General features: G+C 56.3%; 11 protein-coding genes and 1 pseudogene. 2 read left to right on the top strand and 10 right to left on the bottom strand.

Annotated elements, in window-relative coordinates:
- Nucleotides 1-3: 3 nt before the first annotated feature.
- Complete coding sequence (mfd, locus tag PuT2_RS00665) at nt 4-3,516, top strand: transcription-repair coupling factor (protein WP_093969108.1); 3,513 nt, start codon at nt 4-6, stop codon at nt 3,514-3,516.
- A 49-nt stretch (nt 3,517-3,565) separates the two neighbouring features.
- Entirely contained in the window at nt 3,566-4,423 is an 858-nt protein-coding gene (serB, locus tag PuT2_RS00670) for a phosphoserine phosphatase SerB (RefSeq protein ID WP_093969556.1), read from the top strand.
- Here the strand turns inward: serB and PuT2_RS16030 are convergent.
- The 10 genes and pseudogenes from PuT2_RS16030 to nuoG all read right to left on the bottom strand — a co-directional run bounded on the left by PuT2_RS16030 (nt 4,392) and on the right by nuoG (nt 14,814).
- On the bottom strand, nt 4,392-4,661 hold the full coding sequence (locus PuT2_RS16030; protein WP_254046920.1) for a DUF2818 family protein: 270 nt from the start codon (nt 4,659-4,661) through the stop codon (nt 4,392-4,394). The genes serB and PuT2_RS16030 overlap by 32 nt on opposite strands.
- A gap of 102 nt (nt 4,662-4,763) precedes the next feature.
- Nucleotides 4,764-4,937 (bottom strand): annotated as a pseudogene (locus tag PuT2_RS16035) (DUF2818 family protein); the annotation flags it as partial.
- Between the two features lie 9 nt (nt 4,938-4,946).
- Nucleotides 4,947-6,431, bottom strand: a complete 1,485-nt coding sequence (gene nuoN / locus PuT2_RS00680; RefSeq protein WP_370318060.1) for an NADH-quinone oxidoreductase subunit NuoN — start codon at nt 6,429-6,431, stop codon at nt 4,947-4,949.
- Between the two features lie 9 nt (nt 6,432-6,440).
- Nucleotides 6,441-7,943 (bottom strand): NADH-quinone oxidoreductase subunit M, encoded by a 1,503-nt coding sequence (locus PuT2_RS00685; RefSeq protein WP_173862500.1) that lies wholly within the window; start codon nt 7,941-7,943, stop codon nt 6,441-6,443.
- Nucleotides 7,940-9,958, bottom strand: a complete 2,019-nt coding sequence (nuoL, locus tag PuT2_RS00690; RefSeq protein WP_093969557.1) for an NADH-quinone oxidoreductase subunit L — start codon at nt 9,956-9,958, stop codon at nt 7,940-7,942. Before nuoL ends, PuT2_RS00685 begins: the two co-directional genes overlap by 4 nt.
- Before the next feature lie 11 nt (nt 9,959-9,969).
- Complete coding sequence (gene nuoK / locus PuT2_RS00695; RefSeq protein ID WP_093969112.1) at nt 9,970-10,278, bottom strand: NADH-quinone oxidoreductase subunit NuoK; 309 nt, start codon at nt 10,276-10,278, stop codon at nt 9,970-9,972.
- Nucleotides 10,275-10,883, bottom strand: coding sequence for an NADH-quinone oxidoreductase subunit J (locus PuT2_RS00700; RefSeq protein ID WP_093969113.1), 609 nt, complete (start codon nt 10,881-10,883; stop codon nt 10,275-10,277). Before PuT2_RS00700 ends, nuoK begins: the two co-directional genes overlap by 4 nt.
- Before the next feature lie 18 nt (nt 10,884-10,901).
- Entirely contained in the window at nt 10,902-11,390 is a 489-nt protein-coding gene (gene nuoI / locus PuT2_RS00705; RefSeq protein WP_093969114.1) for an NADH-quinone oxidoreductase subunit NuoI, read from the bottom strand.
- A 19-nt stretch (nt 11,391-11,409) separates the two neighbouring features.
- Nucleotides 11,410-12,483 carry an NADH-quinone oxidoreductase subunit NuoH gene (gene nuoH / locus PuT2_RS00710; RefSeq protein WP_093969115.1) on the bottom strand — a complete coding sequence of 358 codons (1,074 nt, stop codon included), beginning with the start codon at nt 12,481-12,483 and terminating at the stop codon, nt 11,410-11,412.
- A complete protein-coding gene (gene nuoG / locus PuT2_RS00715) occupies nt 12,484-14,814 on the bottom strand; it encodes an NADH-quinone oxidoreductase subunit NuoG (RefSeq protein ID WP_093969116.1) in 2,331 nt (776 codons plus the stop codon).
- Between the last annotated feature and the right edge of the window lie 7 nt (nt 14,815-14,821).

Here is a 14,821-nt window from a genome sequence, read left to right on the forward strand (position 1 = left end):
ATAATGGCTGCCACGATGTCGACACAAACCATTTCCCCCGCCCACTCAGACCACCCTACCCAGCTTCCCGGCACCCCGGCCCTGCTCACCGCGCTGAAGCCTGGCCAGCGCTATGCCATAGGTGCGCCACCTGGCTCGGGAGACGCTTGGCTGCTGGCCGACCTGGCGCAAACGGCGGGCAAAACACTCTTGGTGCTTTGCGCTGACCCGCTCACTGCGCAGCGTATCGCCGAAGAGGCCGTGCGTTTCAGCCCTGGTCTGCGCGTGCGTCAGCTACCCGATTGGGAAACCCTTCCCTACGATAGCTTTTCGCCCCACCAAGACCTGATATCAGAGCGCCTTGAAACGCTGCATGCCCTCATGAACAATGAGGTCGATATCATTACCGTCCCTGTCAGCACGGCGCTCTACCGGCTCGCACCGCCCTCCTTTCTTGCCGCCTACACCTTTTCATTCAAACAAGGCGACAAACTTAACGAAGAAAGCCTTCGACAGCAGCTCACTCTGGCCAATTATGCACATGTCACACAAGTGACCGCGCCAGGCGAGTTTTGTATCCGTGGCGGCCTGATCGACCTGTTTCCGATGGGCTCGGCCGTCCCCTACCGAATCGACCTGTTCGACGACGAAATCGAGTCCATCCGCAGCTTCGATGTCGATACACAACGCAGCATTTACCCAGTGCGCGAAGTCCGTCTATTGCCTGGGCGCGAGTTCCCGATGGACGAAGCCGCACGGACTCAGTTCAGGGCGCGCTTTCGCGAAGTTTTCGAGGGCGACCCTTCGCGCGCACTACCCTACAAAGATATTGGCAACGGCATTGCATTTGCCGGGGTGGAGTACTACCTCCCCCTATTCTTCGAACAAACGGCCACACTATTCGATTACCTGAAAGGCGACACGCTCACCGTCACCATTGGCGACATCGAAGGGGCGATTCAGCACTTTAGCCAAGACACGCATGGTCGTTATCAGTTCTTGAAGAGCGATCGCGAACGCCCGGTATTGCCCCCGGGCGAGCTATTTTTAGGCACCGAAGCATTGTTTGGCGCACTAAAGAATTTTGCCCGACTAGCCATTACGGCCGACGCAACGCACCCCGATTTTTCCCCCGCACCAGCAGTCGCGGTCGCACGCCGCGCCGAAGACCCGGTTGCCAAGCTGCGCGCGTTGGTCAGCGCCGGCGATACACGCGTTGTTTTATGTGCCGACTCGGCTGGCCGGCGCGAGACGCTGCTGCAAATGCTCGAAGAGTTCAACCTGCAGCCCAACGCAGGCGCCGACAACTTGCACGATGCTTTCGCGTTGAATGCAGCGTTTTGCATCACCGTTGCTCCGCTAACCACCGGGTTTGCCATACCGGCTCGCGCGCTGACGCTACTAACCGAAAACGATCTGTATCCCGCGGTGGCGCATGCCCCGCGTCGCAGTAGCAGGCGTGGTGGAGAAAGCAGTAATGCCGAGGCCATGGTGCGCGACCTCTCCGAGCTGCGCGAAGGTGATCCGGTCGTTCATGTGCAACACGGTATCGGGCGCTATCATGGCCTGATCGACATGGATCTTGGCGAAGGAAAAATGGAGTTCCTTCATCTTGAGTACGCAACCGGTAGCACCCTTTATGTACCCGTATCCCAACTGCACCTGATCGCCCGCTATAGTGGCGCCGACCCCGACCAAGCCCCCTTGCACCAACTGGGCAGCGGGCAGTGGGACAAAGCACGGCGCAAGGCCGCTAAACAAGTCCGTGATGCCGCCGCCGAACTGTTGGCCCTTTACGCCATACGTGCCGCCCGCGAAGGCTACGCCTTCAAGTTGCCTCTCAACGACTATCAAGCATTTGCAGAAGGCTTTGGCTTCGAAGAAACGCCAGACCAAGCCGCCGCCATCGAAGCCGTTCTGAACGACATGACCTCGGGTCGCCCGATGGACCGCTTGGTATGCGGCGATGTAGGCTTTGGTAAAACCGAAGTCGCTTTAAGAGCTGCTTTTCTGGCAGTGGCCAACGGCAAACAAGTGGCCCTGCTCTGCCCCACCACATTGCTGGCCGAGCAGCATGCCCAGACGTTTGCAGACCGTTTCGCCGACTGGCCGGTCAAGGTCGTCGAGTTGTCGCGGTTCCGATCTACCAAAGAAATCAACGCAGCCTTGGCTGGCCTGGGCGACGGCACCGTCGATATTGTCATTGGCACGCACAAAATATTGTCCAAAGACGTTACCTTCAAGCGCCTTGGCCTGGTGATTATCGATGAAGAACACCGCTTTGGCGTACGCCAGAAAGAGGCGCTTAAGGCGTTACGGGCCGAGGTCGACGTGCTGACCCTGACCGCCACACCCATTCCCCGCACGCTGGGTATGTCGCTTGAAGGCATTCGCGACTTTTCGGTCATTGCCACGGCTCCGCAAAAACGCTTGGCCATTAAAACGTTTGTACGCCGCGAAGACGGCAGCACCATCCGAGAGGCACTACTACGCGAACTAAAACGGGGCGGTCAGGTTTACTTCTTGCACAACGAGGTCGAGACCATTCATAACCGACGGGCCCGCCTGGAAGAGCTGGTGCCCGAGGCGCGCATCGCCGTGGCCCATGGCCAGATGCCCGAGCGCGAGCTAGAGCAAGTCATGAAGGGCTTCTACCAGCAAAAGCACAACGTTTTACTGTGTACAACCATTATCGAAACCGGCATCGACGTACCCACGGCCAACACCATCGTCATCCACCGCGCCGATCGCCTGGGGTTGGCCCAACTGCATCAGTTGCGCGGGCGTGTGGGCCGTTCGCATCACCAGGCCTACGCCTATTTGTTAACGCCAGGCGAAGATGCCATCACCACCAACGCCAAAAAGCGGCTGGAAGCCATTCAATCGATGGAAGACCTGGGCGCTGGCTTTTACCTGGCCATGCACGACCTTGAAATTCGGGGTACGGGCGAGGTCCTGGGTGAATCGCAGTCTGGCAATATCCACGAAGTAGGCTTTGCCATGTATTCGGAAATGCTCAACACTGCAGTCAGGGCACTCAAGGCCGGCGAAGAACCCGACCTGGAGTCACCATTTGCCGCCAAATGCGAAGTGAACCTGCATACGCCCGCCCTCCTGCCTTCCGACTACTGCCCCGATGTACACGCACGTCTGGGCCTATACAAAAAGTTGTCGAATGCTAATCACGAAGATGACCTGATCACCTTGCAAGAAGAGCTGATTGACCGTTACGGCAAATTGCCCGAGCCTGCGCAAATGCTGCTGGCGACGCACCGTTTACGCTTGGAGGCCGAAGCACTGGGTATTGTGAAGATCGACGCCAGCGAAAACGCGGCGCTTGTCCAATTCTCGGCCAAACCTAATGTCGACCCTTTGCGCATCATTCAACTTGTACAAACGCAACGCAACGTAAAGCTTGCCGGGCAAGACAAACTCAAGGTCGAATTCAAGGCCACGGGCAGCACATCAAAAGAGCTCACCAACCCGGTCAACACCCGTATCAATGCGTTGCGTGGCATCATGCGGTCATTGCATTAACCCGCACGCGCACCTAGCACCCAATTACTATTATTTGCCGTTAACCATCATGACTCACCTCGTCCTTCAAGCGCCAATACTCGACAACCTTCGCGTCGAGAAAATTGCAGCGCTGGCTCAAGCGGCCTCGCTCAAGCCCATTAACAATACTGCGGTCAAACTGCAAAACATAGACATCAGCGCCCGCTCCGACATTGCAGCGCAATGTCATGACCTGGGTATCGATGCCGCGTTTCTAGAGACGGTTCGCCCGCTGGCCGACTGCAAGATTTTGGCCATGGATATGGATTCAACCCTGATCAACATTGAGTGCATTGACGAAATCGCTGATATGGTGGGGCGCAAGGCCGAAGTATCAGCCATCACCGAAGCCGCCATGCGCGGCGAAATTAAAGACTTTTCAGAAAGCCTGCGACGGCGTGTAGCGCTACTTGAAGGTGTCACGGTTGAAGCGCTTGAGCGCGTCTACTCAGAGCGACTGCAATTAAACGCCGGTGCCGAGAAGCTGATCAAAACGGTTCAGGCCGCAGGGTTGAAAACCATGCTGGTTTCGGGCGGCTTTACCTTATTTACCGAAAGACTGAAAGCACGCCTGGGGCTAGACGAAGCCCATGCCAATACGCTTGAAATTATTGACGGCAAGCTGACTGGCCGCGTGTTAGGCCCGATTGTCGACGCCCAAGGCAAGGCCGACTACCTGACAGCACTGGCGCAACGTACCGGTGCGGCTTCGACGCAAATTATTGCCATGGGTGACGGTGCCAACGACCTGAAAATGCTGTCGCTAGCCGAATATTCGGTGGCTTACCGCGCCAAACCGGTGGTGCGCGAACAGGCCAACTTTGCGCTGAGCTTTAGCGGCCTTGACGCCGTACTTAACTGGTTTTGCCCGGACGGTGCCGCATAAGGTAGCGGTAGACGTACCCCGGATACGCCATCACCAGAAACAAGCTTAGCGTGATGGCGTAGAACTCCCAGCCCTGAACAAATACATTGCCCATGCTGGCTTCGAAGGCAAAAGCCAATACGCCGACCAGCGCATAAAACACCAGCACTTCGACCAAGCGGTCGAAAAACGACTTGCCGGCAGGCGCAGATGCTGCTGCACTAGCGTTACGCCTGGCCGCCACACTGGGGTAAGCCATGAGAACCGCTACCAATACCAGCAATAGGGCCACGCGTAACAGCATGCCCATGGGTGACATCAAACCCTGACCAACCCACCACAAAGTACCTACGCCCAAGCCGGCCAATACTGCGAAAAACAGCAGCGACTCGAGCCAGCGCATGGGCCCCTGCACAAAGCGCCCGCCCGGCGCCGCCCAAGGCAGCACCAGCAAGGGCTTGTGCGTGGCAAACGGCAAATTAGCCGTTACCAGCGAGAGCAAAATCAGTAAGACAATCGCCAGAGTTTGATCCATGGCGCTGACTTAAAAGCCCAAAGAGCTGTCGATAACCGACACGCATAAGGCCATGAGACCACCTGGCAAAATACCCAATACCAGAATGGCCAGGCCATTTAATGACATCAGGCCGCTGGAGACCGTACCCGTAGGCACCGGATGCACCTCGCCTTCGGGTTCGTCGAAGTACGCCATTTTGACGACACGCAAGTAGTAGAACGCACCGATGAGCGAGAAAACAACGGCAACAACAGCCAGCCAGACCAGACCTGCACCTACGAGTGCCTGCAGCACGCTAAGCTTGGCGTAAAAACCAACCAGCGGCGGAATACCGGCCAACGAGAACATGGTTAACATCAAGACGCCAGCCAAAATGGGGCTGCGTTGATTCAAGCCTTTAAGATCGGAGATCTCTTCGCACTCGAAGCCGCTACGGCTCAGCAACAAAATAACGCCAAATGACGCCAAGGTGGTCAATACATACACCACCATATAAAACAACGACGCGCCATAGGCTTCGGTAGCGATGGGCTGATTCTCGACCATGCCCGAAAGCAGGCCCAGGAATACAAAACCCATGTGCGAAATCGTGGAGTACGCGAGCATACGCTTGAAGTTCGTTTGCACGATGGCCGTCAGATTACCCACGGCCAGCGACAACACCGCGAGAATAAGCAGCATGGGCTGCCAATCGAAAGCCAGCCCGTGCAAGCCATCGACCAGCAAACGCATGACAATAGCGAATGCAGCCAGCTTGGGCGCGCCACCCACAATAAGCGTTACCGCCGTCGGTGCCCCTTGGTAAACGTCGGGTACCCACATATGGAAGGGGACAGCGCCCAGCTTGAACGCCAGACCGGCCACAACGAACACCAGACCAAAAACCAGCGGTAAACGTTCGGCTTGGTCGGCCTCGATGACCTGAGCAATACCCGCCAGATCGAGGAAACCCGTGGCGCCGTAAATCATCGACAGACCGTACAACAAAATACCCGACGCCAGCGAACCCAGCACGAAGTACTTCATGGCCGATTCGGTTGCGTTGATGTTTTCGCGGCGAAGCGCAATGAGGGCATACAACGCGAACGACATGAGTTCGATACCCAGATAAACCGTCAGCAAGTTACCAGCCGAGATCATGACCATCTGCCCCAACAAGGCAAACAGCGTCAGGGTATAGAACTCGCCGCCTCGCGTCATCATGTCGCGCTTGAAAGCGTACTCGCGGCCATACACCAGCGTAATGGCAACCGCAATATACGAAGCAATTTTCAAGAAGTGCGAGAGCTCGTCGACAACGTAAAGGCCGCTAAAGGTTGCGCCCTCGACGCCGTCACGCCATTGCACTACCGAGACGGCAGTGACAGCCGCGAGCGATGCCAGCGTCAGCCAGAACGTTAACGAACGGTCGGATGACTTGCTGAAGGCATCGACCAGCAGCACCAGCACAGCCAGAATCAGCAGCAGAATTTCGGGTAATGCCAAAGCGAATAGAAATTGGTATTGCATAATGATCCGGGCCTACAGTTTCGAGACAGAGACGTGGTCGAGAAGCGCCTGCACCGAAACGTGCATCACGTCAGTGAAGGGCTTGGGATGAATACCCATGTAAAGCACCATGATGGCCATGATGCCCAACAGGAAGAACTCGCGTCGATTCAGGTCAGACAAACCACGGACTTCGTCGTTGGTAATGTCGCCGTAGGCCACACGTTTGACCATCCATAACGAATACGATGCACCCAGGATAAGCGCCGTGGCGGTGAGTACACCGATCCAGAAGTTGTACTCGACGGCACCCATGATGACCGTGAACTCGCCAATAAAGCCGCTGGTAGCGGGCAAACCGGCGTTAGCCATGGAAAACAGCACAAAGAACGTGACGAACCGGGGCATAACACTGACCACGCCGCCGTAAGCGTCGATACGCCGCGTGTGCATGCGGTCGTAGAGCACGCCGATACACAGGAACATGGCACCGGATACAAACCCGTGCGACACCATTTGAACAATAGCGCCTTCGATACCAGCCGTGTTGAAAATAAAGAAGCCCAGGGTCACAAAGCCCATGTGTGCGACTGATGAATACGCCACCAGTTTTTTCATGTCGTCTTGAACAATGGCCACCAGACCAATGTAAATAACGGCGATGAGTGACAGAGCGATCATCAGGCCGGCCAAACTATGCGAAGCATCGGGTGCAATGGGCAACGAGAAACGCAGGAAGCCGTAAGCGCCAAGTTTGAGCATGATGGCCGCCAGCACAACCGAGCCCCCGGTTGGGGCTTCGACGTGAGCGTCGGGCAACCAAGTGTGTACCGGCCACATTGGCACCTTGACCGCAAACGCGGCAAGCAAGGCAATAAAAATAAGCACTTGCGGTGTATAAGCCAGCTTAAGGTCGTGCCAGGTCTGGATATCGAACGAACCGCCCGACGCATGCCACAAATACAAGAAGGCAACCAGCGTCAACAAGGAGCCCATCAGGGTATACAAGAAGAACTTAAACGCCGCATATACACGATTCGGGCCGCCCCACACACCAATGATGATATACATCGGAATCAGCGTGGCCTCGAAGAACACATAGAACAGCATGCCGTCGAGGGCTGCGAACACACCGACCATCAGGCCTGACAAAATCAGGAAAGACGCCATGTACTGAGCGACCTTCTTGGTAATGACTTCCCAGCCGGCGATAACCACAATAATGGTAATAAATGCGGTAAGCAGGACAAACCACAACGAAATACCGTCGATACCCAGGTGGTAATTAATCGCGAACGATTCGATCCAGGGTGTCTTTTCGACAAACTGCATGTCGGCGGTGTTGTTGTTGAAACCCAGATACAGGGGGATCGTAACCAGAAACCCCACCACCGCACCAATGAGCGACAGCCAGCGCGTCAGGCCAGGCCGATCGTCACGACCCAGCAGCAGCACGACCAAGCCTGCGATGATCGGGACGAAAATCGACAGTGTGAGCCAAGGGAGAGAAGAAGACGCCATATCGCTAGCCATCAGTGAACCGTCAGGACAAAAAAGGTTAAGAACGCCAAAATGCCGATAATCATGGCAAAGGCATAGTGGTAGATGTAGCCAGACTGCAGGTGGCGGCTGACGGCTGCCACAACACCGACCACACGCGCACTACCATTGACCAGCAGCCCATCGATCAGGCCGCGGTCGCCCGCTTGCCACAGGCCACGGCCCAGGCAACGAGCACCGCGCGCAATAATCTGTTCATAGATCCAGTCAACGTAGTACTTGTTTTCGAGCATGGTGTTAACGCCCGACAAACTGCGCTTAACGGCCGCCGGCAGGGCCGGGTTCACCATATAGCAGTACCACGCCACGACCAGCCCAGCCACCATCAGCCAGAACGGCACGGTCACGAAACCATGCAGCGCATAGGCCAACCAGCCATGCCAGTGCGAAGCCAGTTCGGCCATAGCCGGATGCTCAGGCAGAACCTTGATGACGCCATCGAAATAGCTGCCGAACAACAGCGGATCGATAAACCAGATACCGGCAAATACAGACGGAATAGCCAGCAGCACCAGAGGCAGCGTCACCACCCATGGGGATTCGTGCGGCGTACCCCCATGATGGCCGTGATCGTCGTGGCCGTGCGCATCGTGCCCATGATGAGCGTGACCCGAAGTGTCGAAACGCGGCTTGCCATGGAAGACCAGGAAATACACACGGAACGAATAAAGGGACGTAACAAACACACCGATAAGCGTCGCGTAGTAGGCAAAACTTGCGCCCCAGACGTTGGCTGCACCTGCTGCTTCGATGATGTTTTCTTTGGAGTAGAAACCAGAGAAGAACGGCGTACCCACAAGGGCCAGCGTACCGATCAAGAAAGTGAGCCAGGTAATGGGCATGTACTTACGCAAGCCACCCATGTTTCGGATATCTTGATCGTGGTGCATACCGATAATGACCGAACCGGCCCCAAGGAACAGCAGCGCCTTGAAGAACGCGTGTGTCATGAGGTGGAAAATGGCGACCGAATAAGCCGAAGCCCCCAAGGCGACAGTCATGTAGCCCAACTGAGACAACGTTGAGTACGCCACCACACGTTTGATGTCGGTTTGGATGATGCCCAAAATGCCCAGGAACAGCGCACCGATGGCACCAATAACGATGACAAACGACAGCGCCGTCGACGACAGTTCGAACAGCGGCGAGAAACGCGCCACCATGAAAATGCCAGCCGTCACCATAGTTGCCGCGTGAATCAGTGCCGAAATCGGGGTTGGGCCTTCCATTGAGTCGGGCAGCCAAGCGTGCAGCGGCACCTGGGCCGATTTACCCATGGCCCCGATGAACAGGCAGATACATGCGACGGTTAACAGATGCCAGTCAGTGCCCGGGAATGTAGTAGCCGATAACGTATCGGCTTTGGCAAAGATGTCGCCATAGTGCATTGTGCCCGTGTAGGCGAACAGCAAACCAATACCCAGAATAAAGCCGAAGTCGCCCACGCGGTTGACCAGGAAGGCTTTCATGTTGGCGAAAATAGCCGTAGGACGCGTATACCAGAAACCGATCAGCAAATACGACACCAGGCCTACCGCTTCCCAGCCAAAGAACAATAGCAACATGTTGTTCGACATGACCAGCATGAGCATGGAAAAGGTGAACAGCGAAATATACGAGAAGAATCGCTGGTAGCCCGGGTCGTCGGCCATGTAGCCAATGGTGTAGATATGCACCATGAGCGACACCGAAGTGACCACTACCATCATTAGCGCTGAAAGCTGGTCGATCAGGAAGCCGATCTCGATGGGGATATTACCGATCATGTTCCAGGTGTAGACGGTACCGTCGAAGGTTTGACCGTCAAGCACCTGAAACAGGACTATGACCGAACCGATGAACGAAACCAGCACGCCCAGAATAGTGATGGAATGCGCGGCGGAGCGGCCCACTTGGCGACCGAGAAAACCGGTACCGAACAAACCGGCAATGAGCGAACCGGCCAACGGTGCCAGTGCGATGAGAAGGTAAAGATTGGTTGAACTCATAATTGGCAATCCCATCAACCGTTAAGGTGATCCAGTTCTTCGACGTTGATGGTGTTGAGATTACGGAACAGCAACACCAGAATGGCCAAACCGATAGCCGCTTCGGCGGCAGCAACGGTGAGGATGAAGAACACGAACACCTGGCCCGAGGCTTCGCCAAACCAGGTAGAAAACGCAACAAAATTGATATTGGCCGACAACAGAATGAGCTCGATCGACATGAGCAGGATCAGTAAGTTGCGACGATTTACAAAAAAGCCGAATACGCCAATACAAAACAGAATGGCCGACAAAATAAGATAGTGTGCGAGCGTAATGGTCATTTCGAAACGTCCTTTTCTGTCTGCGAAGCCAGATTAACCAAACGCACACGGTCTTTGGCACGCACTTTGACCTGTTCAGACGGGTTGTTGTATTTAACGTCGCGGCGCTTACGCAGGGTAAGTGCAATAGCGGCGACCATACCCACCAGCAAAATCACAGCGCCGATTTCGACTGCGAATACGTAATCGGTATACATGAGCTCGCCCAGGGCGCGAGTATTGTTGTAGTCAGCCGGCAGATCGGCCGGGGGGCCGGCGTCGAGCCAAGTACTACCCAGCACAAATGCCATTTCGAGCACCATGATGACGCCGATAAACAGGCCGGCAGGCAAATACGCCTTGAAGCCCTTGCGCAAGCTTTCGGAACGGACATCGATCATCATGACGACGAACAGGAACAGCACCATTACAGCGCCAACATACACCAGCACAAGCAAGAGGCCGAGGAACTCGGCGCCGATGAGGATCCAGAGCATGGCGGCCGTAAAGAACGCCAGAATGAGGTTGAGGACAGCGGTGATGGGGTTGGGTGCCGTGATTACACGGAACGCCGCCACCACCAGCACAATCGCCAGCAAGTAGAACAGGACGGTCGTAAATGTCATGGTTATCGGGCCCTGGAATTAACGGTAAGGCGCATCGGCTGCGCGTCGTGCGGCGATTTCGGGTTCGTAGCGATCACCGATGGCCAGCAGCATGTCTTTGGTGTAGTACAAGTCGCCGCGCTTTTCGCCGTGATACTCGTGAATATGCGTTTCGACAATAGAATCGACTGGGCAGCTTTCTTCGCAGAAACCGCAAAAAATGCACTTGGCCAGGTCAATATCGTATCGAGTCGTACGGCGTGAGCCATCGTCGCGCTCTTCGGACTCGATGGTAATGGCCATTGCCGGGCATACTGCTTCGCACAATTTACAGGCAATGCAACGCTCTTCGCCGTTGGGGTAACGACGAAGGGCATGCAAGCCGCGGAAACGCGGTGACGCGGGAGTTTTTTCTTGCGGGTAGCGCAATGTGACTTTGCGCTTGAAGAAATACTTGCCGGTCAGACGCATGCCCTTGAGCATCTCGGAGAGCAGCAAACTGCCGAAAAAATCTTTAATTGCTTCCATGTTCAGCTCCTGTCATCCCTTATTGCCAGATGTTCCATGGCGTTTGCATCCAGATGGCGACCAGCAGCAGCCAGACCCCGGTAAACGGAATGAATACTTTCCAGCCTAAACGCATGATCTGGTCGTAGCGATAACGCGGGAACGTAGCACGGAACCAGATGAACAGCGATACGACAAAGAAGGTTTTAAGGCCCAGCCATAGCCAGCCCGGCACCCAGGTAAATGGTGCGATATCGACCGGTGGCAACCAGCCGCCCAAGAACATGATGGACGCCATCGCAGACAGAAGAATCATGTTGGCGTATTCACCCAGGAAGAACAGCGCAAACGCCGTACCTGAATATTCGACCATGTGGCCCGCCACGATTTCGGATTCGCCCTCTACCACGTCGAAGGGGTGACGGTTGGTCTCGGCCACGCACGAAATCACGTAGATGACGAACAGCGGCAGCAACGGCAGCCAGTTCCAGGACAGGAAATTAAGACCGCTATCGGCGAACGTGCCACGGTCTTGGCCCAGAACGATTTCGCTGACGTTAAGCGAACCCGACACCAGCAATACGGTGATCATGACAAAGCCGATGGCCAGCTCGTAGGACACCATTTGTGCTGCAGCACGCATGGCACCCAAAAATGCATACTTCGAATTGGAGGCCCAACCAGCAACAATTACGCCATATACCCCGACCGATGTAATGGCCATGATGTAGAGCAAACCCGCGTTAATGTTGGACAACACCATTTCGGGGCCAAAAGGAATAATGGCCCACGCCGCCAGGGCCGGCATCAGTGTGACCACTGGCGCCAGGATAAACAGCACTTTATTGGCCTGACCGGGGATGACCAGTTCTTTCGTCAACAGTTTGAAGACGTCGGCAAACGGCTGCAACAGACCACGGAACCCAACCCGAGTGGGGCCCAGACGAACGTGCATGGCGCCGATCATCTTGCGTTCCCAGTAGGTCAGGTAAGCCACACAAAGAATGACAGGGACTGCGACCACCAGAATCATGATCAGCGTCCAGACCACGTACCAGGCGGTAGGGCCGATAAGATCGGTGCCGAACGCCTCAAGCATATTCAGCCATTCCATTTAAATTCGCTCCACGGAAAGTTGGCCAAAAGCACTGCCCAGACCCAACGTTTGCGGGAAAGTCGCAGCCACGCGCACTGCCCCCTTCACCACACCGTCATCAGCTTGGACAACCAGTTCAGCCGCGCCGGTCGATGACTTGACACGGACGCTCTGGCCGGATGACACGCCAAGCTGTGCGAGGGTCTCGGAGTGAGCACGCAAGACTGGCGCTTGCGATGCGGGCGCCGCCTGGAGCGGCTCGGCGCGACGTACGATGGCGTCGGTACGATAAATGGGCAGATCGGTCACGCGCTCGAAAGACTGAGCGGCTGTGGGCACCAGCCCTGCTTGGGCAACGACGCGATTTGAGAGACGGTCTTGCACGTTCCCGGCAAACACCGAATCACGCACGGACTCTGACGTTTCGTCGTCGAAACCTTGCAATTCGAATAGATTGCCCATGACGCGAAGCACCTTCCATCCGGGACGGGATTCGCCTAGCGGCGCAACCGTGCCTCGAAAGCTTTGTGCCCGCCCTTCGGCATTGACAAAGGTGCCGGAAGTTTCTGTATAGGGCGCAATGGGCAGCATGACGCTGGCCCAGGACTGAGCAGCAGACGCATACGACGTGAGAGCCACCGAGAACTCGGCAGCCTGCAAGGTATTGATGGCCTGTTGGCCGTTGTCGGCGTCGAACTCGGGCTCGGCGTGCAACACGATGAACGCCTTAAGGCCTTGGGCAAGCATTTGCTCGGCAGTAAGGCCTTGCCCTTTGGGTACCGCGCCTGCCAGGTAGCCCCCAACCGTGTTGCCACCAGGCGTAAGGAAGCCAAGCTTGCCTGCGGCCAATTGAGCAACCAGTTGAGCATTGGCCGCCAACAAGGAAGCCTGTGGCGAAGTAACCGCCATATTGCCTACAAGCACAGCAACATTGCCGCCGGCAGCCAGGCTGTCGGCAATGCGTTGGGCTTCGGGCGAGACGTCGACACCCGCGAACGCCGCGGGAATGGCTTGACCCTTGATTTGTGCCAGCGCAACAGCGACCTGTGCAACCGCGTTAGGCAACTGCGAGGGTGCGGCCGCCAGGCGGCCTGCAACCGGGAACAAGGGATCGTCGTGCGCGGCATCGATGAACGACACCTGCGTGCCGCGCTTGACGGCTTGACGCAGACGCTGAGCGAACAGTGGGTGATCTTTACGCAGGAACGAACCGACCACCAGGACTGCGTCGAGGTTATCGAGCTCGGCGACAGGCATGCCCAACCAGGGAGTGCCGGCAATAGCCGCACCAAAGGCTGGGTCGGTGTAACGCAACCGGAAATCGACGTTTTCGGAGCCCAGGCCACGTGCAAGTTGTGCCAGTAACGCGAGCTCTTCGGTGGTGGCCATAGGGCTACCAATGGCGCCAATGGCACCTGCCCCGTGCGCTTCGCGGACTTTGTTCAGCCCCTTGACTACGGCCTGCAGGGCATCGCCCCAGGACACTTCGTGCCATTGGCCATTAGCGTCTTTAACCATGGGATGAGCCAAACGATCTTCTGTGTTTAGCCCTGCGTAGGCAAAGCGGTCGCGGTCGCTGATCCAGCATTCGTTGACGGCTTCGTTTTCGAAGGGAACCACGCGCATGACCTGGTCGCCTTTGACCTGAACGACGATGTTTGCACCCAAGCTGTCGTGGGGGCTGACGGAGCGGCGCCGAGCCAGCTCCCAGGTGCGGGCGGTATAGCGGAATGGTTTGGACGTCAGCGCGCCGACCGGGCAAATATCGATCATGTTGCCCGACAGCTCGGATTCGACAGCGCGGCCTACGAATGTGGTGATTTCGGAGTGTTCGCCCCGATTCAACATGCCTAATTCCATGACGCCGGCAATTTCCTGACCAAAGCGAACGCAACGCGTGCAATGAATGCAACGCGGCATTTCTTCGGCAGAAATAAGGGGACCCATGTCTTTATGGAACACCACGCGCTTTTCTTCCTGGTAGCGCGATTCGGAGCCGCCGTAACCCACGGCAAGATCTTGCAGTTGGCATTCCCCGCCCTGGTCGCAAATGGGGCAATCGAGCGGGTGGTTGATCAGGAGAAATTCCATCACGCTTTTCTGAGCGGCAACGGCCTTTTCAGAGCAGGTGTGGACCACCATGCCGTTGGTGACAGGCGTGGCGCAGGCCGGCATAGCCTTGGGCGCTTTTTCGACCTCGACCAGGCACATGCGGCAGTTTGCCGCGATGGAGAGTTTCTTGTGATAGCAAAAATGCGGCACATAAAGACCCAGCTTATTAGCCGCATGCATAACCATGCTGCCCTCGGGGACTTCGACCTGTTTGCCGTCGATGGTGAGTTCTACCATTAGCGTA

It is taken from the genome of Pusillimonas sp. T2, assembly GCF_002236805.1.
Classification (GTDB): Bacteria; Pseudomonadota; Gammaproteobacteria; order Burkholderiales; family Burkholderiaceae_B; genus Neopusillimonas.